At 67.1% G+C, this 26,440-nt stretch carries 19 protein-coding genes and 5 tRNA genes; 10 read left to right on the forward strand and 14 right to left on the reverse strand.

What is annotated here, in order from left to right; translation table 11 throughout:
* The first annotated feature begins 278 nt into the window (after nucleotides 1-278).
* From AC1RCS_RS22365 to AC1RCS_RS22380, 4 genes are all read left to right on the forward strand, one after another.
* The gene (locus tag AC1RCS_RS22365) at nucleotides 279-2,441 is read left to right on the forward strand and encodes a putative bifunctional diguanylate cyclase/phosphodiesterase (protein WP_218294111.1); all 2,163 of its coding nucleotides are present in this window, start codon (nucleotides 279-281) and stop codon (nucleotides 2,439-2,441) included.
* A 69-nt stretch (nucleotides 2,442-2,510) separates the two neighbouring features.
* Nucleotides 2,511-3,077 carry a hypothetical protein gene (locus AC1RCS_RS22370; protein WP_492246052.1) on the forward strand — a complete coding sequence of 189 codons (567 nt, stop codon included), beginning with the start codon at nucleotides 2,511-2,513 and terminating at the stop codon, nucleotides 3,075-3,077.
* Nucleotides 3,078-3,320: 243 nt separating this feature from the next.
* The gene (locus AC1RCS_RS22375) at nucleotides 3,321-4,889 is read left to right on the forward strand and encodes a fumarate hydratase (protein ID WP_218340781.1); all 1,569 of its coding nucleotides are present in this window, start codon (nucleotides 3,321-3,323) and stop codon (nucleotides 4,887-4,889) included.
* Nucleotides 4,890-5,035: 146 nt separating this feature from the next.
* Entirely contained in the window at nucleotides 5,036-5,977 is a 942-nt protein-coding gene (locus AC1RCS_RS22380; RefSeq protein ID WP_492246053.1) for a glutamate racemase, read from the forward strand.
* A 49-nt stretch (nucleotides 5,978-6,026) separates the two neighbouring features.
* On the opposite strand, the gene AC1RCS_RS22385 is transcribed toward AC1RCS_RS22380, so the two are convergent.
* From AC1RCS_RS22385 to AC1RCS_RS22445, 13 genes are all read right to left on the reverse strand, one after another.
* On the reverse strand, nucleotides 6,027-6,551 hold the full coding sequence (locus tag AC1RCS_RS22385) for a M48 metallopeptidase family protein (RefSeq protein WP_218294107.1): 525 nt from the start codon (nucleotides 6,549-6,551) through the stop codon (nucleotides 6,027-6,029).
* Between the two features lie 131 nt (nucleotides 6,552-6,682).
* On the reverse strand, nucleotides 6,683-7,315 hold the full coding sequence (locus tag AC1RCS_RS22390) for a DUF6806 family protein (protein ID WP_218340779.1): 633 nt from the start codon (nucleotides 7,313-7,315) through the stop codon (nucleotides 6,683-6,685).
* 13 nt (nucleotides 7,316-7,328) lie between these two features.
* Nucleotides 7,329-7,421: transfer RNA gene (locus AC1RCS_RS22395), tRNA-Leu, on the reverse strand.
* 155 nt (nucleotides 7,422-7,576) lie between these two features.
* A tRNA-Gly gene (locus AC1RCS_RS22400) sits at nucleotides 7,577-7,652 on the reverse strand.
* A 189-nt stretch (nucleotides 7,653-7,841) separates the two neighbouring features.
* Nucleotides 7,842-7,915: transfer RNA gene (locus AC1RCS_RS22405), tRNA-Cys, on the reverse strand.
* A gap of 58 nt (nucleotides 7,916-7,973) precedes the next feature.
* A tRNA-Gly gene (locus AC1RCS_RS22410) sits at nucleotides 7,974-8,049 on the reverse strand.
* 88 nt (nucleotides 8,050-8,137) lie between these two features.
* Entirely contained in the window at nucleotides 8,138-10,570 is a 2,433-nt protein-coding gene (lon, locus tag AC1RCS_RS22415; RefSeq protein ID WP_492246054.1) for an endopeptidase La, read from the reverse strand.
* Between the two features lie 126 nt (nucleotides 10,571-10,696).
* Nucleotides 10,697-11,962 carry an ATP-dependent Clp protease ATP-binding subunit ClpX gene (gene clpX / locus AC1RCS_RS22420; protein WP_218294104.1) on the reverse strand — a complete coding sequence of 422 codons (1,266 nt, stop codon included), beginning with the start codon at nucleotides 11,960-11,962 and terminating at the stop codon, nucleotides 10,697-10,699.
* A gap of 102 nt (nucleotides 11,963-12,064) precedes the next feature.
* Nucleotides 12,065-12,673, reverse strand: a complete 609-nt coding sequence (clpP, locus tag AC1RCS_RS22425) for an ATP-dependent Clp endopeptidase proteolytic subunit ClpP (RefSeq protein WP_304505098.1) — start codon at nucleotides 12,671-12,673, stop codon at nucleotides 12,065-12,067.
* Nucleotides 12,674-12,801: 128 nt separating this feature from the next.
* Nucleotides 12,802-14,115 (reverse strand): trigger factor, encoded by a 1,314-nt coding sequence (gene tig / locus AC1RCS_RS22430; protein ID WP_218294103.1) that lies wholly within the window; start codon nucleotides 14,113-14,115, stop codon nucleotides 12,802-12,804.
* A gap of 75 nt (nucleotides 14,116-14,190) precedes the next feature.
* A tRNA-Leu gene (locus AC1RCS_RS22435) sits at nucleotides 14,191-14,277 on the reverse strand.
* Between the two features lie 91 nt (nucleotides 14,278-14,368).
* Complete coding sequence (locus AC1RCS_RS22440; RefSeq protein ID WP_492246055.1) at nucleotides 14,369-17,551, reverse strand: efflux RND transporter permease subunit; 3,183 nt, start codon at nucleotides 17,549-17,551, stop codon at nucleotides 14,369-14,371.
* A gap of 8 nt (nucleotides 17,552-17,559) precedes the next feature.
* Nucleotides 17,560-18,759, reverse strand: a complete 1,200-nt coding sequence (locus AC1RCS_RS22445) for an efflux RND transporter periplasmic adaptor subunit (RefSeq protein ID WP_492246056.1) — start codon at nucleotides 18,757-18,759, stop codon at nucleotides 17,560-17,562.
* A 117-nt stretch (nucleotides 18,760-18,876) separates the two neighbouring features.
* Between AC1RCS_RS22445 and hpnC the strand changes: the two genes are divergently transcribed.
* The gene (gene hpnC, locus AC1RCS_RS22450; RefSeq protein WP_492246057.1) at nucleotides 18,877-19,815 is read left to right on the forward strand and encodes a squalene synthase HpnC; all 939 of its coding nucleotides are present in this window, start codon (nucleotides 18,877-18,879) and stop codon (nucleotides 19,813-19,815) included.
* An 84-nt stretch (nucleotides 19,816-19,899) separates the two neighbouring features.
* A complete protein-coding gene (locus AC1RCS_RS22455) occupies nucleotides 19,900-20,619 on the forward strand; it encodes a hypothetical protein (RefSeq protein ID WP_492246058.1) in 720 nt (239 codons plus the stop codon).
* 74 nt (nucleotides 20,620-20,693) lie between these two features.
* On the opposite strand, the gene AC1RCS_RS22460 is transcribed toward AC1RCS_RS22455, so the two are convergent.
* On the reverse strand, nucleotides 20,694-21,665 hold the full coding sequence (locus AC1RCS_RS22460; RefSeq protein WP_492246059.1) for a LysR substrate-binding domain-containing protein: 972 nt from the start codon (nucleotides 21,663-21,665) through the stop codon (nucleotides 20,694-20,696).
* A 272-nt stretch (nucleotides 21,666-21,937) separates the two neighbouring features.
* On the opposite strand from AC1RCS_RS22460, the gene AC1RCS_RS22465 reads away from it, so the two are divergent.
* From AC1RCS_RS22465 to hpnE, 4 genes are all read left to right on the forward strand, one after another.
* Complete coding sequence (locus tag AC1RCS_RS22465) at nucleotides 21,938-22,309, forward strand: RidA family protein (RefSeq protein ID WP_492246060.1); 372 nt, start codon at nucleotides 21,938-21,940, stop codon at nucleotides 22,307-22,309.
* A 364-nt stretch (nucleotides 22,310-22,673) separates the two neighbouring features.
* Nucleotides 22,674-24,074: an L-serine ammonia-lyase gene (locus AC1RCS_RS22470; protein WP_218294098.1), complete on the forward strand. Its 1,401-nt coding sequence runs from the start codon at nucleotides 22,674-22,676 to the stop codon at nucleotides 24,072-24,074.
* A 132-nt stretch (nucleotides 24,075-24,206) separates the two neighbouring features.
* Nucleotides 24,207-25,046 (forward strand): presqualene diphosphate synthase HpnD, encoded by an 840-nt coding sequence (gene hpnD / locus AC1RCS_RS22475; protein WP_218340771.1) that lies wholly within the window; start codon nucleotides 24,207-24,209, stop codon nucleotides 25,044-25,046.
* A gap of 19 nt (nucleotides 25,047-25,065) precedes the next feature.
* On the forward strand, nucleotides 25,066-26,385 hold the full coding sequence (hpnE, locus tag AC1RCS_RS22480; RefSeq protein ID WP_492246061.1) for a hydroxysqualene dehydroxylase HpnE: 1,320 nt from the start codon (nucleotides 25,066-25,068) through the stop codon (nucleotides 26,383-26,385).
* The last annotated feature ends 55 nt before the right edge of the window (nucleotides 26,386-26,440 follow it).

Here is a 26,440-nt window from a genome sequence, read left to right on the forward strand (position 1 = left end):
TGGCCCGTGCGGGAGCGTGGAGCAGTCAGTGTGCGGCAAGCCTTGCCCCGGAAGGAAACAGCCCGCACCGCCACCACTGCAGGTGGGGACATCCGCCCGGCCCCCCGACCCGGCCCAGCCAGGGCAAACCCCCACTCCGGCGCGGCTTCGCGCCCCTGGCTACACTCCGTCGCGCGCGGCCCCTGCCCTGCAGGCTTTCGCCGCATGTCTGCCCAGGCCCTTGACGGCGCCGCGCGCCCGATGCACCCTGCCCTTCCAACCCCAGCACCTTTCGCACCATGAACACGTTCATGCCCTCCAGCTACAACCTGTTCGTGGTGGCCGCCTCCTTTGCCATTGCCATGCTCGCGTCGTACGTGACGCTCGACCTGGCGCGGCGGGTGCGCACCGCGCAGCGCCGCGTCGGCCTGGCGTGGTGGGCCGCGGGGTCCATCGTCATGGGCACGGGCATCTGGTCCATGCATTTCCTGGGCATGCAGGCCTTCCGGCTGCCCATCGAGATCGGCTTTGCCGGCGGGCTCACGCTGCTGTCGTGGCTGGCCGCCGTGGCCGCCTCCGCCATGGCCCTGCAGCTCGCAAGCCGCACACACTTTGGCCGGATGCAGCTGGCGCTGGGCGCGCTGGTGATGGGGGCCGGCATCAGCGGCATGCACTACATCGGCATGGCGGCCATGGAAATGGCGCCAGGCATCGTGTGGAACCTGCCGCTGGTGGCGCTGTCGGTGCTGATCGCGGTGCTGGCCTCGGCCACGGCCCTGCTGATCTTCAAGCTGCTGCGCCGGGTGCGGCCCAGCCAGCGACTGCCCTACCAGCTGGCGGCATCGTTCGTGATGGCCGTGGCCATCTGCGGCATGCACTACACCGGCATGGCGGCGGCCAGCTTTGCCATGGGCTCCGTGTGCCTGAGCGCGGGAGAGCTCGGCGGCCCGGGCCTGACGGCCATGGTGCTCATGGCCACCGGCATGCTGCTGGTGAGCACCTTGTTCACCTCCATCCTGGACGCGCGGCTGCAAGCCACGGCCGAGCGTCTGACGCGGTCGCTGCAGGACAGCAACACCCGCCTGCAGGCGGCCAATGACGAACTGCAAAAACGCGCATTCGCCGATGCCCTCACCGGCCTGCCCAACCGGCTGCTGTTCGAAGACCGCCTCATCCACGCGCTGCTGCGCCTGGACCGCACCAACCACCACCGCGTGGAAGACCGCCTGGCCGTGCTGTTCGTGGACCTGGACGGCTTCAAGCCCATCAACGATTCGTTCGGCCATGCCGCGGGCGATGTGATCCTGCGCAGCGCGGCCGACCGGCTGCGCCGCGAAGCCCGCGAGGGCGATACCGTGGCGCGCGTGGGGGGCGACGAATTCCTGATCCTGCTGGAGGACGTGAGCGACGTGGCCGACTGCGTGACAGTGGCCAACCGGGTGCTGTCCTCCCTGTCGCAGCCGTTCGAGGTGTCGGGCAAGCAGGTGCAGATCGCCTGCTCCATCGGCGTCGTGGTGCACCCCGACCACGGTGACCGCAACAAGCTCGTGGCCAACGCCGATGCCGCCATGTACGCCGCCAAGCGCGCGGGCGGCGGCTGCTATGCGCTGTTCGAACCCCACATGGGCTCCGATGCATCCGAGCAGCTGGAGTTGCAGAACGACCTGCGCCAGGCGCTGGACCGGGGCGAACTGGCCCTGCACTACCAGCCCAAGATCGACGGCACGCGCGGCCAGATCAGCGGCGTGGAGGCCCTGCTGCGCTGGAACCATCCGAAGCATGGCATGGTGAGCCCGGTGGTGTTCATCGCGCTGGCCGAGCGCTTCGGCCTGATCGGGCGGCTGGGCAACTGGGTCATCAACGAGGCCTGCCGCCAGGTCGCCGAGTGGGCGCGCAGCGGCATGCGCATGCGCGTGGCGATCAACCTGTCGGTGCACCAGCTGCGCGAAAGCGGGCTGGCCGAGCGCATCGGGCAGGCCCTGCTGCGCCACGGGGTGGATGCCTCGCAGCTGCTGTGCGAGATCACCGAATCCGTGGCCATGGAAGACATCAAGGCCACCCAGCGCACTTTCGACGGGCTGGCGCGCATCGGCGTGTTCCTGTCCATCGACGACTTCGGCACCGGCTACTCCAGCCTGAACTACCTGCGCCAGCTGCCCGCGCAGCAGCTCAAGATCGACCGCAGCTTCGTGAACGACCTGGAAAGCAGCGAGGACGCCCGCGCCGTCGTGGCCGCCGTGGTCAGCCTGGCGCATGCCCTGGGCCTGCGCGTGGTGGCCGAGGGAGTGGAGACCAGCGGCCAGCGCGACATCCTGCTGGGCATGGGCTGTGACGAGCTGCAGGGCTTCTTCTACGCCCGCCCCATGCCGGCAGACACACTGCTGGCCTGGTCGCAGGGCGAAAAGCCCGTGGGCAGCGCGGACTTCACCCCGTCCGTCATCGGGACGCTGCCGGACTTCTGAGCGCGGCAACCAGCGCCCGGGCACCTTTTCAAGGCCTTGGGAAGCTACCGGCGAAGATGGACGACACCCATGTCAGCGCTGCCTGACGCGGGGCAGCGCCGTGCACGCCGACGATGGCATTGCGGCGGTGTTTCCGCCTCCGCGCCGCGGATCCGCATGGAGCCCGCGCCCCCTCCTCAACCATCGGAGCAGACCATGGCCACCAGCAGCCTTCTCGGCATCGACGCCGACAACCTTCCCCCCGCCCACAGTGCTACCGGCATCGACAGCCTGGGGCCCAGTGACGCCTCCGACTCCGGCAGCGACAGCGCAGGGGCCTACAGCACGGAATCGGACAGCGACACCGATCGCTTTGGCACGGGCGAGCGCGGCAGCGTGGAGCCCGACCCGCAGCCCAGCGCCCGCGACATCCTCCCCGACCATGTGGAAACCATGCAAGCTGGCGGTCCCGGTGACGGCGGCGGCCCGGATGAAGGGATGCAGGATGGCGAACGCGACGCCGTGGATACCGAGCGCGAGACGCCAGGGCGCGGCAACCGGCAGGCCGGCGCGCCCCCCTTGAGCGCGGACGACCTGCCGGGCAGCAGCGACACCGACGAAGAACCGGAGGACGGGGAGGGAACAGGCGCGCCGTGAACACGGCGGACCGAACACCACCCCATGGGGTATCTGGCGCCCCCGTGCAGGCGCCAATGGCCGACCGGCGGCGCCCGCCTTTGCCCGGGCGCAAGGTGGCGCCAGCGGGGGTCTGTCAAAATACGGTCCGCCTGCCATCGGCAGCGCGGTTTGCGGCCCAGCGCTGGTCGACAGGCGGCGTGTGCGGCGGGCAGGACAGGAACGCGTTTGCGTTCTCCACAAAAGACTCCCCCACGAACCGCCATGACCACCTCCATCCGCCAGGACGATCTCATCGAATCCGTAGCCGCCGCGCTGCAGTACATCAGCTACTACCACCCCACCGATTACATCGCCCACCTGGCCCGCGCCTACGAGCGCGAGCAAAGCCCGGCGGCCAAGGACGCGATCGCGCAGATCCTGACCAACAGCAAGATGAGCGCCACCGGCCAGCGCCCCATCTGCCAGGACACCGGCATCGTCAACGTGTTCCTGAAGGTGGGCATGGACGTGCGCTGGGACGGCTTCACGGGCAGCCTGGACGACGCCATCAACGAAGGCGTGCGCCGCGGCTACAACCACCCCGACAACACCCTGCGCGCCAGCGTGGTGGCCGACCCGCAGTTCGACCGCAAGAACACCAAGGACAACACGCCCGCCGTGATCTTCACCGAGATCGTGCCCGGCAACACCGTGGACATCACCGTGGCGGCCAAGGGCGGCGGCTCGGAGAACAAGTCCAAGATGTACATGCTCAACCCCAGCGACAGCGTGGTGGACTGGGTGCTCAAGACCGTGCCCACCATGGGCGCCGGCTGGTGCCCGCCCGGCATGCTGGGTATCGGCATCGGCGGTACGGCGGAAAAGGCCGTGCTCATGGCCAAGGAGAGCCTGATGGACGACCTCGATATGTACGAGCTGCAAGCCAAGGCCGAAGCCGCCAAGACCGGCGGCCCCGCGCTCGACAAGGTCGAAGCGCTGCGCCTGGAGCTGTTCGAGAAGGTCAATGCCCTGGGCATCGGCGCGCAGGGCCTGGGCGGCCTGACCACCGTGCTGGATGTCAAGATCAAGATGTACCCCACGCACGCGGCCAGCAAGCCGATCGCGATGATCCCCAACTGCGCCGCCACGCGCCACGCGCACTTCGTGCTGGACGGCTCGGGGCCCGTCTACCTCACGCCGCCCAGCCTGGACCTGTGGCCCGACGTGAACTGGGCACCCGACTACAACAAGAGCAAGAAAGTGAACCTGGACACGCTGACCAAGGAAGAAGTGGCCAGCTGGAAGCCCGGCGACACGCTGCTGCTCAACGGCAAGATGCTCACCGGCCGCGACGCCGCGCACAAGCGCATCCAGGACATGCTTGCCAAGGGCGAGAAGCTGCCCGTGGACTTCACGAACCGCGTCATCTACTACGTGGGCCCCGTGGACCCGGTCAAGGACGAGGCCGTGGGCCCCGCCGGCCCCACCACCGCCACGCGCATGGACAAGTTCACCGACATGATGCTGGAGAAAACCGGCCTGATCGCCATGATCGGCAAGGCCGAACGCGGCCCGGTGGCCATCGAGTCCATCAAGAACCACAAGAGCGCCTATCTCATGGCCGTGGGTGGCGCCGCCTACCTGGTGAGCAAGGCCATCAAGACCGCCAAGGTCGTGGGCTTCGAGGACCTGGGCATGGAAGCCATCTACGAGTTCGACGTGGTGGACATGCCCGTGACCGTGGCGGTGGATTCCGGCGGCACCAGCGCGCACATCACCGGCCCGGCCGAGTGGCAAAAGCGCATCGCCACCGGGGAGTTCAAGGGCATCGGGGTCGCCGCCACCGCCTGACAGGCGGCCCGCGCAGCCTGGTGGGTGGCCTCCTCGGGCCCTCGCCAGGCACGCGCTCCCCGGAGTGCCTCCCGCCGCGCGGCATTTTGCGCGCGACTGCGGCACACTGTCGACTTCATCTCCCCCAGCATCGCAGTGATTTTTTCATGATCCAGCCAACGCCGCCGCAGCCACAACAACCCATCGGCGTGTTCGACAGCGGGGTCGGCGGCCTGAGCGTGCTGCGCGCCCTGCGGGCCGAGCTGCCCCACGAGCGTTTCGTGTACCTGGCGGACAGCGCCAACGCCCCCTACGGCGAGCGCGGCGATGCCTACGTGAGCGCGCGCACCCACGCCATCACGCAGTACCTGCGCGGGCAGCACCACATCAAGGCCCTGGTGGTGGCATGCAACACCGCCACGGCGGCGGCCATCCACGAGGTGCGCAGCAACCACCCCGACCTGCCCCTGGTGGGCCTGGAGCCCGCCATCAAGCCAGCGCTGGCAGCCACCAGAACAGGCCGCGTGGGCGTGATCGGAACGCGGGGCACACTCACCAGCAGCAAGTTCGGCAAGCTGCTGGGTTCGCTGGCGGATCAAGCGGAGTTCGTGGTGCAGCCGTGCGACGGCCTGGCCCATGCCATCGAGCGCGGCGTGGCCCAGCCCATGCCAGCACCTGGCGGCGCCGTCGGTGCTACCGAAACCGGCGCCCTGTGTGAGCGCTACATCCACGCCATGGGCATGTTCGGCGCTTCAGCCGGGCAGATCGACACGCTGGTGCTGGGCTGCACGCACTACATCTTTGTGGCGCATGAATTGCGGGCGCTGGTGGGGCCTGACGTCCAGTTCATCGAAACCGGCGCGCCTGTGGCACGGCAGACGCAGCGGCTCCTGGAAACAGCGGGATTGCTCAACACACCCTCCAGCGCCACCGCGGCGAAATCGCCGGACATCCGCCTGCTCACGACCGGCCCGGTGGCCATGCTCGAGGCGGCGGCGCAGCGCTGGCTGGGCCTGCCCGCGGATTGCTGCGAAACCGTTGCGGTGCCTTGTCCAGGCGCCTCGGAGGCCCTCAGCGCGCGCAGCGCAGGCCTGCCCATCATCTCCTGAGCCGCACCGCCCGCGGCCGTAGCCATCGCGCTGGCGTCCAGGAGCCGCTTCACGCAGGCTCCGCGCTCCAGAGCCGCTCTCCGGCATGCTCCACGTGCGTGAGGTACAGACGCAGGTCGAATTCGTACTGGTGGTACTGCGGCTCCATGTGGGTGCACAGCTGATAGAACGCCTTGTCGTGGTTCTTCTCGCGCAGATGCGCCAGCTCGTGGACCACGATCATGCGCAGAAACTCGTCCGGCGCTTGCTTGAACATTGCGGCAATGCGGATTTCATGCTTCGCCGCGAGCCGGTTGCCCTGCACGCGCGACACGGCCGTGTGCAAGCCCAGCGCATGGCGCACCACATGGATCTTGTTGTCGAAAAGCACCTTGTTGACCGTGCCTGCGTTGCGCAGGTGGCGCGCCTTGAGCTCCAGCGCATAGTCGTACAGCGCCTTGTCGCTGCGCACCGCATGCGCGCGGGGGTACTTGCGCAACAGCATCGCCCCCAGGCGCCCTTGCGCGAGCAGGTCGCGGGCCTGGTCCTGCAGGGACTCAGGGTAGGAGCGCAGGTAAGGAAGATCGGATGTCATGGTTCATGAACAGCGAAGAGGCAGCGGCGGCTACTACGGTGCCGGTTCAGCGCCAGCGCTTGCACCGCGCGCTGATGCCCGAGCCCGCTGCGGCCCCACGAACAGCGGAGCGATGCAAAGCCGGCGGCCGCTCAGTGGAGGTGGCGCGGACGGCGCCCCCCCCCGCCACCGTGTCCGCTGCCCGAGCCCCCCGGGCCCCTGGGGGGCTTGCCGATTTCCAGCGAGTTCACCAGGGCATCGAAGCGCTGGCTGAACAGCTTGTCGATCTCGGCCACCACGCCGCCGAGTTCCGCGCCGTCGAAATGGCGCTCCATCATGTTCACCACGTCCTGAACCAGGAGATCGCGCTGCACCTGCATGATGGCCGCAGGCGTCGGACCCACGAAAAGCATGACGAAATCATCGCGCGACTCTGCGTCCTGCTCTTCCTCTTCCTCGTCGAAGTCCGCATCGTAGAACGTGACTTCAATGGCGGCACCCTGCTCGGCCAGCTCGTTCAGGCTCATGCACATCTCGTCGAGCGATTGGCGAAAATCCTCATCCCCCCGCACGGTCCAGCACATCTGCAGCAGGTGCTCCTGCGTGTCGAACTTGATGCCCGGCTCTTCCTCGTAGGCGCTCGCAGCACCGTCGGCCAGGGAGCGGGCTCCTGCGTACTTCCACAAGGGTTTGAGCGCCTCCTGGAGCTGGTCGAAGCTGGCATCGGCGCGCAGCTGGACTTGTCCGTGGACGTGGATTTCAAAGGGAGCGTTGTAACTTGACATGATTGAATCGTAGTGGTGCCCCGAGCCGGGGTCGAACCGGCACGCCCCTTTTCAGGAAAGCGGCGGATTTTAAGTCCGCAGTGTCTACCAATTTCACCATCGGGGCGCCGGCTGCCCAACGCACTCCTGCGTCGCAGCGTAACCCGGGCAGCGCATGCGCGCAATGCCCTGTCGCATCTCTGGTCACAGGGCCGCTGGTCGCCAAACCACCTTTGCTGCGCCGCCAAGAAAAAAGGGAAGCCGAAGCTTCCCTTACAAATATGGAGCGGGAAAAGAGTCTCGAACTCTCGACCTCAACCTTGGCAAGGTTGCGCTCTACCAACTGAGCTATTCCCGCATTTTGCCTACTGCAGCCGATGTTTCCATCTGCATGAATCAGCAAGCCTCAAATTATATCGCTATTTTTTGGCTCCATTCGATTGCAAGCCAAAAAAGTCAACCAACTGACCACCATCCATCCTCCACGATCCGGCCGATGCAAAGATCCCGCAGGATCCTGTGCCGCATCGACGGCACAAACCGTATCTGGAGGCGCGGTCCGGAGTCGAACCGGACTAACCGGATTTGCAATCCGGGGCATAACCGCTTTGCTACCGCGCCAGGAATTCACATTCCTCTGACAAAAAAGGGAAGCAATTGCTTCCCTTTTTGTGGAAATTGGAGCGGGAAAAGAGTCTCGAACTCTCGACCTCAACCTTGGCAAGGTTGCGCTCTACCAACTGAGCTATTCCCGCATTTTTACCGAAGCCTCACATTGTACAACGTTTGCTGCGATGGAATGAATTGTAGCGCATTTTTTGAAGCATCCCAAAAACTTTTTCTTCAATGCTTCAAGCCATCCGTGGCAGCGGCCGAGCCCGCGCTCTTCTCCGCCGCAGCAGCGGCCACCACGGCCACCTCCTCGTCCGTCAGGGGCACGGGCTTGGTTTCCAGCGCGATCTCGAGCACCTTGTCGATCCAGCGCACGGGCACGATCTCCAGGCCGCTCTTCACGTTGTCCGGGATCTCGGCCAGGTCCTTGACGTTCTCTTCGGGGATCAGCACCGTCTTGATGCCGCCACGGAGGGCCGCCAGCAGCTTTTCCTTGAGCCCCCCGATGGCCGTGACCTCGCCCCGCAGCGTGATCTCGCCCGTCATCGCGACGTCGCCACGCACGGGAATGCCCGTGAGCGCCGAAACGAACGCGGTGGTCATCGCGGCACCCGCACTCGGGCCGTCCTTGGGCGTCGCGCCGTCCGGCACGTGGATGTGGATGTCGCGCTTCTCGAAGGCCTCGTCCTTGATGCCCAGGATGCGCGAGCGGCTTCGCACCACCGTGCGGGCAGCCTCGACCGATTCCTTCATCACATCGCCCAGCGAACCGGTGCGCGTGATCACGCCCTTGCCGGGCATCGCCGCGGCCTCGATGGTCAGCAGGTCGCCACCCACCTCGGTCCATGCCAGGCCGACCACCTGGCCCACCTGGTTCTGCGCCTCGGCACGGCCGTAGGTGTACTTGCGCACGCCCAGGAAGTCGGGCAGGTTGTCGGCCGTGACGGTGACCTTCGGCTCGAGCTTCTTGAGCTGCAGGCCCTTGACCACCTTGCGGCAGATCTTGGACAGCTCGCGCTCGAGCGACCGCACGCCGGCCTCCCGCGTGTAGTAGCGCACCATGTCGCGCACGGCGGGCTCGGTGATCTCGAGCTCCTCGTCTTTCACGCCATTGTTCTTGAGCTGCTTGGGCAGCAGGTACTTCATGGCGATGCTGGTCTTCTCGTCCTCGGTGTAACCCGACAGGCGGATCACTTCCATGCGGTCGAGCAGGGCCGGCGGGATGTTCATCGAGTTCGACGTGGCGACGAACATCACGTCGGAGAGGTCGAAGTCCACCTCGACGTAGTGGTCGCCGAAGGTGTGGTTCTGCTCGGGGTCCAGCACCTCCAGCAGCGCGCTCGAGGGGTCGCCCCGGAAGTCGGTACCGAGCTTGTCGATCTCGTCGAGCAGGAACAGCGGATTGCGCGTGCCCACCTTCGAGAGGCTCTGCAGCACCTTGCCCGGCAGCGCGCCGATGTAGGTGCGGCGGTGCCCGCGGATCTCGGCCTCGTCGCGCATGCCACCCAGGGCCATGCGCACGTACTTGCGGCCGGTGGCCTTGGCGATGGACTGGCCCAGGGAGGTCTTGCCCACGCCAGGAGGTCCCACCAGACACAGGATGGGCGCCTTCACCTTGTCCACGCGCTGCTGCACCGCGAGGTATTCAAGGATGCGGTCCTTGACCTTGTCCAGGCCGAAATGGTCTTCGTTGAGCACGCCCTCGGCATTGACCAGGTCGTGCTTGATCTTGGTCTTCTTGCTCCAGGGGAGCGCCGTGAGCACGTCGATGTAGTTGCGCACCACGGTGGCCTCGGCCGACATGGGCGACATGAGCTTGAGTTTCTTCAGCTCGGCGTCGGCCTTCTTGCGCGCCTCGGCGGGCATCTTGGCGAGCTTGATCTTCTTCTCGATCTCCTCGATGTCCGCGCCTTCGTCGCCTTCGCCCAGTTCCTTCTGGATCGCCTTGACCTGCTCGTTGAGATAGAAGTCGCGCTGGTTCTTCTCCATCTGGCGCTTCACGCGCCCACGGATCTTCTTGTCGACGTTCAGGATGTCGACTTCGCGGTCAAGCTGCTCGAACAGGTTTTCCAGCCGCGCCTTCACGTCGGCGAGATCCAGCACGACCTGCTTGTTTTCGAGTTTGAGCGGCAGGTGGGCCGCAATGGTGTCGGCCAGGCGGCCGGGGTCGTCGATGCTGGAGATCGAGGTCAGGATCTCTGGCGGAATCTTCTTGTTGAGTTTGACGTACTGGTCGAACTGCTGCATCACCGCACGGCGCAGGGCTTCGATTTCGCTCGGCTTGTTGGCCTCGGGCGTGGCTTCGACCGGCGTCACGGTGGCCGTGAAATGGGTTTCGGCATCCTCGATGGAGGCCACCATGGCACGCTGCTGGCCTTCGACCAGCACCTTCACCGTGCCATCGGGCAGCTTGAGCATCTGCAGGATGGTGGAGACGCAGCCCACGTCGAACATGTCCGACACGGAAGGCTCATCCTTGGCCGCGGCCTTCTGGGCGACCAGCATGATGCGGCGATCCGCCTCCATGGCCATCTCGAGCGCCTTGATGCTCTTGGGACGGCCCACGAACAGCGGGATGACCATATGGGGAAACACCACCACGTCGCGCAGGGGCAACAGCGGCAGGTCAATGGGGGTGGCTGGCAGGGGGGTGTGTCCGGACATGGAAATCCTCAAAGTGCTCTGTGGAAGTTGGTCCACATGTGGGGATTTTCAACCCTGGCGCGCAGCCGCACTGCCGCCAGGGTTGATGGTTCAAGGGGCGGCAACAAGGCGCCCGCTCCGGGCATTTCAGGCCTTTTTGGCCGCTTCGCGGTAAACGAGCAGCGGCGGCTTGTTTTCTTCGATGGTGGACTCATCCACCACCACCTTTTCGACATTGCTGGTGTTGGGCAGGTCGAACATCGTTCCGATCAGCGATTGCTCCAGGATGGAGCGCAGGCCGCGCGCGCCAGTTTTTCTGGCCAGCGCCTTGCGGGCAATGGCCTTCAGCGCGGCGGGGCGGATCTCCAGATCCACGCCTTCCATGGCCAGGAGCTTGCTGTACTGCTTGACCAGCGCATTCTTCGGCTCGGTCAGGATCTGCACCAGCGCGTCCTCGCTCAGCTCGGCCAGGGCCGTCACCACGGGCATGCGGCCCACCAGCTCGGGGATCAGGCCGAACTTGATCAGGTCTTCCGGCTCGATCTCGGTGAACACCTCGGTCAGCGAACGCTGCTTCTTGCTCTTGACCGATGCGCCGAAGCCGATGCCGGATGCTTCGGTGCGGTTCTCGATGACCTTCTCCAGGCCCGCGAACGCGCCCCCGCAGATGAACAGGATGTTGGTCGTGTCGATCTGCAGGAAGTCCTGGTTCGGGTGCTTGCGCCCGCCCTGGGGCGGCACGCTGGCCATCGTGCCTTCGATGAGCTTGAGCAGCGCCTGCTGCACGCCCTCGCCCGACACGTCGCGCGTGATGCTGGGGTTGTCCGACTTGCGCGAGATCTTGTCGATCTCGTCGATGTAGACGATGCCGCGCTGCGCGCGCTCCACTTCGTAGTTACAGCTTTGCAGCAGCTTCTGGACGATGTTCTCCACATCCTCGCCCACGTAGCCGGCTTCCGTCAGCGTGGTGGCGTCGGCCATCACGAAGGGCACATCCAGCATGCGAGCCAGGGTCTGCGCCAGCAGCGTCTTGCCGGAACCCGTGGGCCCGATCAGCAGGATGTTGCTCTTGGACAGCTCCACCTCGTCCTTGTGGGCCTTGTCCTTGTGGCGCAGGCGCTTGTAGTGGTTGTACACCGCGACCGCCAGCGTGCGCTTGGCCACATCCTGGCCAATCACATAGTTGTCGAGATTGGTCTTGATCTCCACCGGCGTGGGCAGATCGGCGCGGCCTTCGCGCGCCAGGTCACCGGCCGGGAGCTCATCGCGGATGATCTCGTTGCACAGGTCAATGCACTCGTCGCAGATAAAGACCGACGGGCCAGCGATCAGCTTCTTCACTTCATGCTGGCTCTTGCCGCAAAAAGAGCAGTAAAGGGTTTTTTCGCTGGAAGAGCCTTTTTTCTCGGCCATGGGGGCAATGCCTTGCTTGTTACGGAAAGTTGTCGGGATGATAACCAAATAAAAAACGGCGTCTTCCCTCAGGGAAAACGCCGCCGCGCGACCCTGTGGCTATCAGGAGCGCTTGCTGATCACCTGGTCGACCAGGCCGTATTCCTTGGACTCGTCGGCCGACAGGAAATAGTCGCGCTCGGTGTCGCGCTGGATCTTCTCCAGCGGCTGGCCCGTACGCTCGGCCAGGATCTTGTTCAGTTGCTCGCGCGTCTTGAGGATCTCGCGCGCATGGATCTCGATCTCGGTCGCCTGGCCCTGCATGCCGCCCAGCGGCTGGTGGATCATGACTTTCGAGTTGGGCAGCGCAAAGCGCTTGCCCTTGGCGCCCGCCGCCAGCAGGAAGGCACCCATGCTGGCCGCCATGCCCGTGCACAGGGTCGACACATCGGGCTTGACGAAATTCATGGTGTCGAAGATCGCCATGCCGGCGCTCACCGAACCGCCCGGGGAGTTGATGTAGAACGAAATGTCCTTGTCGGGGTTTTCGCTCTCCAGGAACAGCAGCTGCGCCACCACGAGATTGGCGGTCTGGTCGTTGACCGGCCCCACCAGAAAAATCACACGCTCCTTGAGCAGGCGCGAGTAGATGTCATAGGACCGTTCGCCACGGCCCGACTGCTCGATGACCATGGGGACCATGCCCAGGCCTTGTGTTTCCAATGCGCTCATGTTTTCTCCAGACAAGCAGGTACTGTACCCAGAAATGAATTGGGGCTTGTGCACGAAAGCACAAGCCCCTGTATGTGTCGGCAACAACCGGGCAGTTCGGTAACCGACAAGCCGCCCGGCCAGGCCTATCAGCCCTGTTGGGCCATCAGTTCGTCGAACGACACGGACTTTTCGACCACTTTGGCCTTGCCCAGCACGAATTCGGTCACATTGTTCTCGATCACGACCGCTTCGACTTCCGCCAGGCGCTGGCGGTCACCGAAGTACCAGCGCACCACGTCCTCGGGCTTCTCGTAGCTGGCGGCCAGCTCGTCGATGTGGGCCTTGAGCTGCTCGGGCTTGGCCTGCAGTTCGTTGGCACGCACCAGTTCGGCCAGCACCAGGCCCAGGCGCACGCGGCGCTCTGCCTGGGGACGGAACACGTCTTCAGGGATTTCGGCCTTGTCGGCGTCCTTGATGCCGCGCTGCTTGAGTTCTGCACGGGCGCCTTCGAGCAGGCGGGCGATTTCAGCCTGCACGCTGGAATTGGGCAGGTCCAGTTCGGCCTTGGACACGAGAGCGTCCATCACGGCCTGCTTGTTGCGGGCCAGCAGGCGGAACTTGACTTCGCGCTCCAGGTTCTTCTTGATGTCGGCGCGCAGGCCTTCCACGGAACCATCGGCGATGCCCAGCGACTTGGCCAGGGCGTCATTCACTTCGGGCAGGTGGGCCGCTTCGATCTTCTTGACCGTGACGAGGAAGTCCGCCGTCTTGCCGGCCACGTCCTTGCCGTGGTATTCCGCAGGGAATGCCAGGGGGAAGGTCTTGCTTTCACCCGACTTCATGCCACGCACGGCTTCCTCGAACTCCTTGAGCATCTGGCCTTCGCCGACCAGGAACTGGAAGTCTTCGGCCTTGCCGCCTTCAAAGGGCTCGCCGTCGATCTTGCCTTCGAAGTCGACCGTCACGCGGTCGCCGTCTTGCGCGGCGGCTTCGAGCGCGCGCTGCGCAAAGCTGCGGCGCTGCTTGCGCAGGATGTCGATGGTCTTGTCGATGGCCGCATCGGTCACTTCGGCCGACAGCTTTTCGACTTCCGCGTCCGCCAGATCGGCGATCTTGACTTCGGGGAACACTTCGAAGATGGCGTCGAAGGTCATCTGGCCCTCGGGAGCGCCGTCCTTCTCGGAGATGCGGGGCTGGCCGGCGACACGCAGGTTGGCTTCGTTGGCGGCCACGGCGAAGGCTTCACCGACCTTGTCGTTGAGCACTTCGTACTGCACCGAGTAGCCGTAGCGCTGGGCCACCACGTTCATGGGCACCTTGCCGGGACGGAAACCGTCCATCTTGACCGTGCGGGCCAGGCGCTTCAAGCGCGTGTCGACTTCGGACTGGATCAGGGTGACGGGCACGCTCAGCGTGATCTTGCGCTCGAGCTTCTCAAGGGTTTCAACAGTAACGGCCATGGCTATTCCTCTTATGAATGTGGATCGTGCTGGCTGCAGCGCAGCGGCGCCGTGTTCCGCAAAGTCTCACATGGGTGGTGCGCGGGGGGGGACTCGAACCCCCACACCATTGCTGGCGTCAGGACCTAAACCTGGTGCGTCTACCAATTTCGCCACCCGCGCGGTTCTACAACAAACAAACAGGCGGCACGAACTGCCGCCTGTGTGAAATCGGTCAACCTTCTATTTTACCCTGATGCGGGCAGGGTGGGAATCAAACCCCTCCAAGGACCTCCGGCGCCGGCCTTTTGACACGGAACCAGGCAGCATACATCGCGGGCAGCGCCAGCAGCGTGAGCACGGTGGCCACCACCAGCCCGCCCATGATGGCCACGGCCATCGGCCCCCAGAACACGCTGCGCGACAGCGGGATCATGGCCAGCACCGCGGCCGCGGCCGTGAGCACGATGGGGCGCAGGCGGCGCACGGCGGATTCGACGATCGCATCCCACGCCGGCACGCCCCGCGCGCGGTCCTGCTCGATCTGGTCGATCAGGATCACCGAGTTGCGCTGGATCATGCCCATGAGCGCGATCACGCCGAGCAGCGCCACGAAGCCGAAGGGGCGGTTGAGCAGCAGCAAGGCCGCCGCCACGCCCGCCAGCCCGAGCGGCCCGGTCAGGAACACCAGCATCGCGCGGCTGAAGCTGTGCAGTTGCAGCATGAGCAAGGTGAAGGTGATGAACAGCATGACCGGAATGCCCGCCGCGATCGATGCCGAGCCCTTGGAGCTTTCCTCCACGGCACCCGCCACCTCGATGCGGTAGCCGGCCTGCCCCGCGGCACGCCACTTCGCCTCGATCTCCTTGAGGGCAGGCAGCAACGCCGCCGTCACCGTGGCGCCCTGCAGGCCCTCGGTCACATCGCCCTGCACCGTGATGGCGTAGTCGCGGTTCTCGCGCCACATCACGCCCGGCTCCCAGGTGAACACCGGCTTGGCGATCTGCGTGAGCGGAATCGACTTGCCCGACGCCGTGGGCAGATAGGCATTGGCGATGTCGGTGATCGCGTTGCGCTCCTCCTGCGGCTGGCGCAGCAGGATGTCGATGAGCTTGTCGCCCTCGCGGAACTGGCCCACCTGCGTGCCCGACAGGATGGTCTTGGAGGCCTGTGCGATGGACTGGCTGGTCACGCCCAGGGCGCGCGCCTTGGCCTGGTCCACTTCCAGGCGCAGCACCTTCACGGACTCGTTCCAGTTGTCGTTCACGCCGCGCATGTCGGGGTTCTGGCGCAGCTGGGCTTTCACCTCGTCCGCGCGCTCACGCAGCACCAGCGGATCGGGGCCCACCACGCGGAACTGCACGGGGTACGGCACGGGCGGCCCGTTGGGCAGCAGCTTCACCCGGCCGCGCACCTCCGGAAACTCCTGCGCCAGCAGCGCCGGCAATTTCACGCGCAGCGATTCGCGCACCTTCAGGTCCTGCGGCAGCACGATGAACTGCGACACATTGCTTTGCGGGAACACCTGGTCCAGCGGCAGGTAAAAGCGCGGCACGCCCGACCCCACCCAGGTGCTCACGGAGCTGACCCCAGGCTCGGAGAGCAGGCGCTGCTCCACCCGCTTGGTGACTTCTTCGTTGCCCGCGAACGAGGTGCCCTCGGGGAACCAGATGTCCACCAGGATCTCCGGGCGGCTCGAATCCGGGAAGAACTGCTGCTGCACCTTGCCCATGCCGGCGATGCCCAGCGCGAAGGTGAGCACCGTGGCGCCGATGGTGAGCCAGCGGTGCTGCACGCACCAGTCCACCAGGCGGCGGAAGGTGCGGTAGAACGGACTGTCAAACACCTCGTGGGGATCGTCCGTGATGCCTTGGCTGGCCTGCGCGGCCAGCACGTGGGGCGGCACCTTGAGCAGCAGCGTGCCCAGGTACGGCACGAAGTACACCGACACGATCCAGCTGAGCACCAGCGCGATCACCGTCACGGCAAAGATCGCGAACGTGTATTCGCCCGTGGTGGACTTGGCCAGGCCGATGGGCAGGAAACCCGCCGCCGTGATCAGCGTGCCCGTGAGCATGGGCATGGCCGTGATCTCGTAGGCGAAGGTGGCGGCACGCACCTTGTCGTAGCCCTCCTCGAGCTTGAGCACCATCATCTCGACCGCGATGATCGCGTCGTCCACCAGCAGGCCCAGCGCGATGATGAGCGAGCCCAGCGAAATCTTGTGCAGGCCGATGCCCCAGTACCACATGGCCAGGAAGGTCACGGCCAGCACCATCGGGATGGTGATGCCCACGACCAGGCCGGGGCGCGGGTCGATGTACCAGCGCTTCCACAGCGGATTCTTGCCGGGGCGCCTGTGGAAACCCAGCGCGATGAAGCTCACCGCCAGCACGATGACCACCGCCTCGATCAGCACCTTGACGAACTCGTTCACCGAGGTCGCCACGGCCTTGGGCTGGTCCTGCACGTTGACGAGCCTGACGCCCGCCGGGAGGGTGCTGCCAATGCGGTCGGTGGCCATGTGCAGCGCCTTGCCCAGCGCGATGATGTCCCCGCCCTTGGCCATGGACACCCCGAGCGCGATCACTTCCTGCCCCTGGTGGCGCACCTTCACAGAGGCCGGGTCCACATAGCCGCGCTTGACCTCGGCGATGTCCGAGAGACGCAGCTGCGCGCCCGACGGCCCGCGGATCGGCATGGCGCCCAGGTCTTCGACGGCATTGAACTGCCCTTGCACGCGCACCTGCACCTGGTCCTGCGGCGTCTGGATGGCGCCCGCGCTTTCCACCGCATTCTGCTGGCCCAGCTGGGCCAGCACCTGGTTCATGTCCAGGCCCAGCTGCGACAGGCGCTTTTGCGAGATTTCGATGAAGAGCTTCTCGTCCTGCACGCCGAAGAGTTCGACCTTGGCCACGTCAGGCACGCGCAGCAGCTGCTGGCGCGCGTCGTCGGCGAACTGTTTGAGTTCGGCATAGCTGAAGCCCTCGGACTCCAGCGCGTAGATCACGCCGTACACATCACCGAAGTCGTCGTTGAAGAACGGCCCCTGGATGCCCTGCGGCAGGGTGTAGCGCATGTCGCCCACCTTCTTGCGCACGCTGTACCAGACGTTGGCCACCTCGCTGCCCTTGGAGGAGTCCTTGATCTGGAAGATGATCTGCGACTCGCCCGGCTTGGAGTAGCTGCGGATCTTGTCCGCATAGGGCACTTCCTGCAGGGTGCGCTCGATCTTGTCGGTGACCTGCTCGGCCACCTGCTGCGCCGTGGCGCCGGGCCAGTAGGTGCGCACCACCATGGCACGGAAGGTGAACGGCGGGTCTTCGTCCTGCCCGAGCTGGAAGTAGGCCGCAAAGCCCAGCAGCATCAGCACCACCATCAGGTAGCGCGTGAGGGCGGGATGGTCGAGCGCCCACTTGGAGAGGTTGAACCCCTCTTTGGGTTGTACTTGCGTCATGGCCGGCCTCAGTTGGCAGTGGAAGCCGCGGGCGCCACAGCAGCGGCGGCAGGATTTGCTACTGAATTTATAGCTGTTTGCGCTTTACCGGCGGGCGCCGAGGCCACTTTTGGCTGATAAACCAGCACCTTCTGCCCGGGTGAGAGCACGTGCACGCCCGTGGCCACCACCTGCATGCCGGGCGTGAGGCCCGCGGCCACCACGGCCTCGTTGCCATCGGCCGTGGCGATCTGCACCACCTGCGACTTCACGGTGCTGCTGGCCGCGTCGTACACCCACACGGCCGTGGACTGGCCCTCCTGGCGCAACGCACTGGTGGGCAGCTTGATCGCCTGGATGCCAGCGTGGCTCAACGCCTTGGGCGTCACATACACCGTGGAGCCCAGCGCGGGCGCGTCGGCGCTGTCGATGGCCACCTTCACCTGGTAGGTGCGGGTGGCGGCGTCGGCACTGGCCGCGACTTCGCGCACGCGCCCCGCCAGGGGGGCACCGCCCGACCAGCCGCGCACCGCCACCTCGGAGCCTTGGGCAATCTGCGCCACCTTGTCTTCCGGCACCGCGAACACCACGTCGCGGGGGCCGTCCTGCGCGATGCGCACCACGGGCGTGCCCGCCGACACCACCTGGCCCGGTTCGGCATCGACGCCCGTCACCACGCCCGACACGTCGGCCACCAGCGTGGTGTAGGCCGCCTGGTTGCCCTGCGACGACAGCTGCGCGCGGGCCTGGTCCAGCGTGGCCTGCGCGGCCTTGAGCGTGGCATCGCGGCGCTCGAGCTCGGCGCCGCTGATGAAGTTCTGGTCCTTCAGGGCCTGGTAGCGCTTGTAGTCGGCGGCCGCCAGATCGCGCTGCGTGGTCGCCGATGCGAGTTGCGCGCGCGCGGCGTCGGCAGCCAGCTGGTAGTCCTTGGGGTCCAGCTGAGCCAGCACCTGGCCGGCCCGCACATGCTGGCCCAGTTCGGCCTGGCGCTGCACGATCTTGCCGGCCACGCGGAAACCCAGGCGCGATTCCACGCGCGCCCGCACCTCGCCCGAATACTCCAGGCTCGACTGCAACGCGCCCACGCCCACCGTCAGCAGCTTCACGGAGCGCACGGGCTCCTCGGGCGGAGCGGGGCGCGAACAGGCAGCCAGCAGGGCCGCCGTGGCCAGCACCAGCAGGTACCTGGAATGCCGTTGAAAGGGCCGCGAAGCGGAAGGTGTGCGCATGGAAAATCCGGTGAGTAAAAAAGGGCCGCAAGGAGCTGCGGGCAAACGCAGGCACGGGCCAGCCTCCTTGTCCCTGTCGAAGATTATTTTGATTACTGACTGACCGGTTAGTAATCTATGAGAAGCCTCCCGCCTTGTCAAGCGACAATCCCGGGTGTGAACGACCGATCCAGCCCCCCTTCTCCAACCGCCCCCACGCCGCCGCCGGCCACCCCGGTGGCCGCGCCGCCCGTGACCCACTACGAGAATTTCCCCGTGGCATCGCTGCTGTGCCCGCCGCGCCTGCGCCAGCCCATCGCAGCCATCTATGGCTTTGCCCGCACCGCCGACGACATCGCGGACGAAGGCGATGCCCCGGCCGCCAGCCGCCTGGCGGACCTGGCCGCATACCACGCCGATCTGCAAGCCATCGCCCAGGGCCGGCCCCCATCGCCCCGCTGGGCAGGCGTCTTCCTGCCCCTGCAAGGGGTGCTGCGCAGCCACCAGCTGCCCCTGCCGCTGCTGCAGGACCTGCTCAGCGCCTTCGTGCAGGACGTGGAGAAAACCCGCGACGCCGAGGGCTACGCCGACCGCAGCGAGCTGCTGGACTATTGCCGCCGCTCAGCCAACCCGGTGGGCCGCCTGCTGCTGCATCTGTATGGCGTGACGGATGCCAAGGCGCTGCAGGAGAGCGATGCCATCTGCACCGCGCTGCAGCTGATCAACTTCTGGCAGGATCTGAGCGTGGACATCCCCCGAGGACGCCACTACCTGCCGCGCGCCGACTGCGCGGGCCACGGCGCCGGCCAGGCCGAACTGCTGGCGCTGCAAAGCACACCCGAAAACGCCCGCCTGATCACCAACTGCGCGCGCTGGGCGCGCGCCACCATGCGCAGCGGCTCCCCCCTGGTCCACCGTCTGCCCGGCCGTGCGGGCTGGGAGCTGCGGCTGGTGGTGCAAGGCGGCCTGCGCATTCTCGACAAGGTGGACGGGCTCCAGGGCGGCAGCCTGCACACCCGCCCCCGGCTGCACGCCTGGGACTGGTGCGTGATGCTGGCACGCGCACTGCGGATGTAGGGACAGCGGTGCAGGCGGAGCCTGGGGCACACTCGGGCAACAGCGGCCAGCCGCACCATCGCCATACCGGAGAGGGAGCATCCATTGCCATACAGGCATCTCTTCAAGGCCCTCCAGTGGGGGCTGATCCTCTTTTGCCTCTGCTTCGCCATGGTGGGCGGCACGATGGCAGAGCGCCTGCTGGAGCTGCTGCAGTGCCAGCCGCACGCCAACCCCGCGCTGCGCAGCTGCGCCTGGCTGCCCAATGCCCTCGGCCTCAGGCTTGCACCGTTTCTCTCGGCCGGCGGCATTTCGGACTACCCCTTCGTCCTGCTGCAAAACTTCTGGGCGCTGATCGCAGTGTGGATGCTTGCGCTCATTGCCACACACCGGGCGGCGCGCAATGCCGCAAGCACGGCCGCTCTGCCGGACCGGGGGAAAACACGCTACCCCGGCATCACAGGCGCCGATGCCGGGCGGTGGGCATCGCGCGCCGCCTTCTGGGTACTGCTGCTCGGCCTTGCCGGTTTTTGCATGGCCTTTGGCACGCCCATCCTCGGCAACCGGGTGGCGCTGGAAGTACTGGGTGCCCTGGGCTGCTCGCCGGGCACGTTCGACCCTTTCTCGTCGCCCTGCATGTCAGCCCCGGGGTTCTGGACGCACCGCCTCGCGGTCTACGTCATCCCACTCGCAGGCCCCTTGCTGGCGCCCGTGTGGCTGTTCATGGCGTTCTGGGACATCCTGCTGGCATGGACGCTGCTCACCACGGCCGCTTACATACTGCAAGACCATCTGTCAAAGCGCGCCCGGCGGCCGGCGCCATAACCCGAACGCGGTGCGGCCGCCCTTGCCTTGAACCCATGGAGCACCGGCGTGCGCCGGCTGCCCGCGCTCACCGGCTAGGCCACCGCCAGCCACGCGCAGAACGCAACCGACACCGGGTCGTCCGCCGCGCGCGCGGGCCGCAGCCAGTAGTAGTTCTTCTCGCCCGACAGGCGCTGGGCAAACGGCATGACCAGCAGGCCGCCCGCGAGCGCATCGCCCAGAAATCGGGGATTGCCCAGCGCCACGCCCAGACCCTGGATGGCGGCTTGCACGCTCAGGTGCGCGTGGTCGAACACCAGGTCGCCCGCAGGCTGCAGGCCTGGCGCGCCCGCCTCTTCCAGCCACCGCTGCCAGGCCACCGGCGTGGACCGGCTGTGCAGCAGGGTATGCCGCGCCAGCCCCTGCGGCGACTCCATCGCCCCATCGCCCGCCAGCAGGGCCGGGCTGCACACGGGGGTGAGCTTGTCGGGGATGAAGGGCCCCAGCGCCACGTCCCGCCAGCCCGCGCGCGCGGGCAGCGCCGCCAGCTCGCTGTCGGCGAAGCAGCGGATCGACACGTCGTACTGGGCGGGCTCGAAATCCAGGTGGCCCAGCGTGGTGACCAGTTGCACGTCCAGCCCCGGCATCTGTGCGCAAAAACCCGCCAGCCGCGGGATCAGCCACTGCGAGGCCAGCGTGGACGTGGCATTCACCACCAGCGTGCCGCGCCGCGTGAGCCGCTCGATGCCCGCCGTGGATTGCGCCATCAGATCCAGCGCGCGGGTGAGCCCGGGCAACAGCGCCGCGCCCGCGGTGGTGAGCGCCAGCCGACGGCCTTCGCGCGCCACCAGGGCCACGCCCAGCCAGGACTCCAGGGCCTTGATCTGGTGGCTCACGGCGCTTTGCGTCACGCTCATTTCGCGGGCCGCATGGGTCACGCTCAGCAGGCGCCCTGCCGCCTCGAACGCACGCAGCATGTTCAGCGGCGGCAGGCGGCGTGCGCCGTTGCCCCCGCCCGTACCGGCGGGCGACAGGCCGGCACCGCTTTTTCCATGAGCTGAATTCATGATTGGACGAAATATTGTCGATAGTCACAGGCTGGCATGCTCCGTACGATCACCGGCATGCACCGAAACCCACCTGCGGACTGGATAGATTTACTCATTATGTGCCGGGTGTGCACGGCACCGGTGGCCGTGCCCTGCCGTCCGCCCTCGCCAGCGCCCTGGCGCAGAGGCTACGCCCGGTGGTTCTTCGCGCCATGGGCCGCCTCCCAGGCCGCGAGGGCGCTGTCCGCGAGCGGGCTGCAACCGGGGCACCTCCGCAGCGAAGGCCCCGCATGACGGCGGGACATGCCGCGCGGGCCCTGTGCGTGGGGGTACGGCATGCACGCACCACGCTCTCCATCCGCGTGGCCTGCATGGCCTCTGATGCACCGCCCGGCGGGCGGGAGAACGACCATGGGCAGTTCATGCAGGTGCTCGCGGCGGCCGAGCGCCTGCTGCGCGAAGCCGGCGCCGATCCCCGGAGCATCCTGTCGTGCGACGTGTTCGTGCGCGGCCCCGCCGCCCGGACCGCCGTGCTGGCGGTGCTGCGCCCACGGGCCGCGCGCTGGCCCACACTCCCCCGCATCACGCCGCATCCTTCGCCGTGCACACCCCAGGCCACGGTGTCCCTCGCACTCGTGGCGGCCCGGCCCACCCCACTGTAAGAAACATTCATGGGTGGCAAGCCGCGCCATGCGGCCTGGTGGGAGCGGCCAGAGCGATACGGCAAAAGCGCCGCTACCGCTTTTGCCCGTTCAATATTTTGCTATCAATATTGAAGTTCAGCACGTGCAACGCCGCGCAGGGTGATGGACCCGGGGCTCCCGCTCATCAGGGATTACGCGTGTGCCGGCCGGCGCCTGCACGGTTAGCCTCGCGCCCACTGCGGGCACCAAGAGTACCGGCAGTGCGAAAGATGCTGTTGCCTCGAGAACAGCGATGGCGCCACCCGCGCCATCGCTGCTTTCCATGGACCAGGGCCCCAGGGGTTCCACGCATCCCCAAAACCTACCCGGTATGCCACACACCATGTCCGTCAGCGTTTTCGACCTCTTCAAGATCGGCATCGGCCCGTCCAGCTCCCACACCGTGGGGCCCATGATCGCGGCGCGGCAGTTTGCCTGCCACCTGCGGGATGGCGTGGGGCTGGCCGCCGTGCACGGTGTCACGGTGGAGCTGTTCGGGTCGCTGTCGGCCACGGGCGTGGGCCACGGCACCGACAAGGCCGTGCTGCTGGGCCTGGCCGGGTACGAGCCCGACCACATCGACCCGGACCGCATCGCCCCCGCCATTGCCGAGATCCGCGGCCGCCAGTCGCTGGCCCTGCTGGGCGAGCGCGCCATTGCCTTTGTGGAAAAAGACCATCTGCTGTTCAGGCGCAGGAGCCTGCCGCTGCACCCCAACGGGCTGTGCCTGCATGCCTTTGACGCACAGGGCCGGGAAATTGCCCAGCGCGAGTACTACTCGGTGGGTGGCGGCTTCGTGACCGACGCCGCGGGGGAGCGCGTGCTCAATCTGGCAGCCACCTGCGGGGCCGACGCCGCGGGCCACGCCCGGGGCCTGCCCTACCCCTTTCGCACCGGGGCCGAGCTGCTGGCCCAATGCCAGGCCAGCGGCCTCACACCGGCCCAGCTCATGGCCGCCAACGAAGAGCATTGGCGCAGCGCCGGCGAGGTGCGGCGCCAGCTCATGGCGATCTGGCGGACCATGGCGGCCGCCGTGCAGCGCGGCTGCGCCAGCACCGGCCACCTGCCCGGCCCCATGCAGGTGCGCCGCCGCGCGGCCGAACTGCACAAGAGCCTGAGCGGATCGCCCGAGGCCGCCCTGCGCGACCCGCTGTCCATGCTGGACTGGGTGAACCTGTATGCCATGGCCGTCAACGAGGAAAACGCCGCCGGCGGCCGCGTGGTGACCGCCCCCACCAACGGCGCCGCCGGCGTGATACCGGCCGTGCTGCACTACTACGTGAACTTTCTTCCAGGCGCGAACGAGGACGGCATCGCCACCTTCCTGCTCACCGCCGGCGCCATCGGCATCATCTACAAGGAGAACGCCTCGCTCTCGGGCGCCGAGGTCGGCTGCCAGGGCGAGGTGGGCGTGGCCTGCTCCATGGCCGCCGGCGCGCTGGCCGCCGTGATGGGTGGCAGCCCCGAGCAGATCGAGAACGCCGCAGAGATCGGCATGGAACACAACCTCGGGATGACCTGCGACCCCGTGGGCGGCCTGGTGCAGATTCCCTGCATCGAGCGCAACGCCATGGGCGCCATCAAGGCCATCAACGCCGCCCGCATGGCGCTGCGCGGCGACGGCCAGCACGTGGTCTCGCTCGACAAGGTCATCAAGACCATGATGCAGACCGGCGCGGACATGAAGGTCAAATACAAGGAGACCTCGCGCGGCGGGCTGGCGGTGAACGTGGTCGAATGCTGAGGCGCCACCGCGCCGCCCCATCGCTATCAAAAAAGTAGCGACTCGCGCTGGATGGAAGAGCGCCAGGGGCCAAAAGCGCGCCAAACCGCGGATCTCCGCCGCGCGGGGTGCGCCATGGGACAATTCCGCCCCATGACACCGCAGCAGTACGTACAGCAAAAAGCCGTGGCCTCGGGCAGCAGCTTCTATTACGCCTTTCTCTTCCTGCCCGCGCCGCGCCGCGCGGCCATCACGGCGTTCTATGCGTTCTGCCGCGAGGTGGATGACGTGGTCGATGAGGTCAGCGACCCCGGCGTGGCGCGCACCAAGCTGGCCTGGTGGCAGGCCGAAGTGGCCAAGGCCTATGCCGGCCAGCCCACCCACCCCGTGATGCTGGCGCTGATGCCGCACACCGCCGAATACGGCATCGAGCAGCGCCACCTGCAGGCTGTCATCGATGGCTGCCAGATGGACCTGGAGCAGACACGCTACCTCGACTTCGCGGGCCTCAAGGGCTACTGCCACCTGGTGGCCGGCATCGTGGGCGAGGTCACGGCGCGCATCTTCGGCCAGACCGACGGGCGCACCACGCAGTACGCGCACACGCTGGGCCTGGCCTTCCAGCTCACCAACATCATCCGCGACGTGGGCGAAGACGCCATGCTGGGCCGCATCTATCTGCCCGTGAGCGAGCTGCAGCAGTTCGACGTGAAGGCGCACGAGATCCTCAAGCGCACCTACTCCGACCGCTTCACCGCGCTCATGCGCTTCCAGGCCGAGCGCGCGCACCGCCTGTACGACGAGGCGTTTGCCCTTTTGCCCGATGCCGACCGCCGCGCGCAGAAGCCCGGCCTGATGATGGCCAGCATCTACCGCACGCTGCTGCGCGAGATCGAGCACGAGAACTTCCAGGTGCTGCACCAGCGCATCCGCCTCACACCCCTGCGCAAGTTCTGGCTGGCGTGGAAGGTGCAAGCGCTCGGACGGATGTAGCGGCCGTGCGGCAGCATCCATGAAAGTCGCCGTCATCGGCGCGGGCTGGGCCGGCATGGCCGCAGCCATCGCGCACGCCCAGGCGGGCCGCGAGGTCACGGTGTTCGAAGCCGCCCGCACCGTGGGCGGCCGGGCGCGTGCCGTGCCCGCCACGCTGCCGGGGGGCGAGGTGGTCACGCTCGACAACGGCCAGCACATCCTCATCGGCGCCTACGCCGAAAGCCTGCGCCTGATGCGCCTGGTGGGGGTGGACGCCAGCACCGCACTGCTGCGCCTGCCGCTCACGCTGCAGTTTCCGGATGGCCAGGGACTGCGGCTGCCCGACCTGCCGCCCCCACTGGATGCCTTGCTGGGCATCGCGCGCGCCAGGGGCTGGAGCTGGCGCGACAAGCTGGCCCTGCTGCGCACGGCCACCGCCTGGCAGATCAGGGGATTCCGCTGCGCGCCCACGACCTCGGTGGCCGACCTGTGCGCACCGCTCACGCCCCGCCTGATGGCAGAGTTCATCGACCCGCTGTGTGTGTCGGCCCTCAACACCCCGGCGCATCAGGCCAGCGGCCAGGTGTTTCTGCGCGTGCTGCAAGACAGCCTGTTCAGCGGGCGCGGCGGCTCCAACCTGCTGCTGCCGCGCGCCGACCTGGGCGCGCTTTTTCCCGAGCCTGCGGCGCGCTGGCTGCAGGCGCAGGGCCGCCACCAGGTGCTCACCGGCCAGCGCGTGCTGCGGCTGCAGCCGCAGCACGCCGGGCGCTGGCAGGTCGTCGGCGCCGCCGGTGCGCCGGGCGCCACGGACAATGCACCGGAGGTGTTCGACCACGTGACCCTCGCATGCCCTTCGTGGGAGGCCAGCCGGCTCGTGGCGGGTGTGGCCGGCATGGCGGGGCTGGCCAGTGCCGGCCGGTGGAGCGCCCTGGCCGGCGCCCTGCACTTCGAGGCCATCACCACCGTCTATGCCCACGGGGCGGGTGCGCGCCTGGCCCAGCCCATGCTGGCGCTGCGCAGCGCCCCGGACAGCCCCGCGCAGTTCGTGTTCGACCGTGGCCAGCTGGACGGCAACCAGGGCCTGCTCGCGTTCGTGGTGAGCGCCAGCGAAGGCGAGCGCACCCACATCGAACAGCAGGTGCTGCGGCAAGCCGCCGCGCAGTTGGGCATCGGCTCCCTGGCGCCCGTGCAGACGGTGGTGGAAAAACGCGCCACCTTTGCCTGCACGCCCGGCCTTGCACGCCCCGGCATGCAGGTGCTGCCCGGGCTCTCGGCCTGCGGTGACTATGTGGACGGCCCCTACCCCGCCACGCTGGAAGGGGCGGTGCTCAGCGGCACCGCGGTGGCCGCGCTCCCCTGACCCGGCGCTCGGGCGCCCTGGCCGCGCCCCCCGGGAAAACCCCAGGCCGACTGAC

Source organism: Acidovorax sp. GW823-FHT01C06 (assembly GCF_058798375.1).

What these genes read in the sequence shown, in the direction of transcription:
- AC1RCS_RS22365 (WP_218294111.1), top strand. Translation starts at nt 279, where the DNA reads ATGAACACGTTCATGCCCTCCAGCTACAACCTGTTCGTGGTGGCCGCC.
- AC1RCS_RS22370 (WP_492246052.1), top strand. Translation starts at nt 2,511, where the DNA reads ATGTCAGCGCTGCCTGACGCGGGGCAGCGCCGTGCACGCCGACGATGG.
- AC1RCS_RS22375 (WP_218340781.1), top strand. Translation starts at nt 3,321, where the DNA reads ATGACCACCTCCATCCGCCAGGACGATCTCATCGAATCCGTAGCCGCC.
- AC1RCS_RS22380 (WP_492246053.1), top strand. Translation starts at nt 5,036, where the DNA reads ATGATCCAGCCAACGCCGCCGCAGCCACAACAACCCATCGGCGTGTTC.
- AC1RCS_RS22385 (WP_218294107.1), bottom strand. Translation starts at nt 6,551, where the DNA reads ATGACATCCGATCTTCCTTACCTGCGCTCCTACCCTGAGTCCCTGCAG.
- AC1RCS_RS22390 (WP_218340779.1), bottom strand. Translation starts at nt 7,315, where the DNA reads ATGTCAAGTTACAACGCTCCCTTTGAAATCCACGTCCACGGACAAGTC.
- lon (WP_492246054.1), bottom strand. Translation starts at nt 10,570, where the DNA reads ATGTCCGGACACACCCCCCTGCCAGCCACCCCCATTGACCTGCCGCTG.
- clpX (WP_218294104.1), bottom strand. Translation starts at nt 11,962, where the DNA reads ATGGCCGAGAAAAAAGGCTCTTCCAGCGAAAAAACCCTTTACTGCTCT.
- clpP (WP_304505098.1), bottom strand. Translation starts at nt 12,673, where the DNA reads ATGAGCGCATTGGAAACACAAGGCCTGGGCATGGTCCCCATGGTCATC.
- tig (WP_218294103.1), bottom strand. Translation starts at nt 14,115, where the DNA reads ATGGCCGTTACTGTTGAAACCCTTGAGAAGCTCGAGCGCAAGATCACG.
- AC1RCS_RS22440 (WP_492246055.1), bottom strand. Translation starts at nt 17,551, where the DNA reads ATGACGCAAGTACAACCCAAAGAGGGGTTCAACCTCTCCAAGTGGGCG.
- AC1RCS_RS22445 (WP_492246056.1), bottom strand. Translation starts at nt 18,759, where the DNA reads ATGCGCACACCTTCCGCTTCGCGGCCCTTTCAACGGCATTCCAGGTAC.
- hpnC (WP_492246057.1), top strand. Translation starts at nt 18,877, where the DNA reads ATGAGAAGCCTCCCGCCTTGTCAAGCGACAATCCCGGGTGTGAACGAC.
- AC1RCS_RS22460 (WP_492246059.1), bottom strand. Translation starts at nt 21,665, where the DNA reads ATGAATTCAGCTCATGGAAAAAGCGGTGCCGGCCTGTCGCCCGCCGGT.
- AC1RCS_RS22465 (WP_492246060.1), top strand. Translation starts at nt 21,938, where the DNA reads ATGACGGCGGGACATGCCGCGCGGGCCCTGTGCGTGGGGGTACGGCAT.
- AC1RCS_RS22470 (WP_218294098.1), top strand. Translation starts at nt 22,674, where the DNA reads ATGTCCGTCAGCGTTTTCGACCTCTTCAAGATCGGCATCGGCCCGTCC.
- hpnD (WP_218340771.1), top strand. Translation starts at nt 24,207, where the DNA reads ATGACACCGCAGCAGTACGTACAGCAAAAAGCCGTGGCCTCGGGCAGC.
- hpnE (WP_492246061.1), top strand. Translation starts at nt 25,066, where the DNA reads ATGAAAGTCGCCGTCATCGGCGCGGGCTGGGCCGGCATGGCCGCAGCC.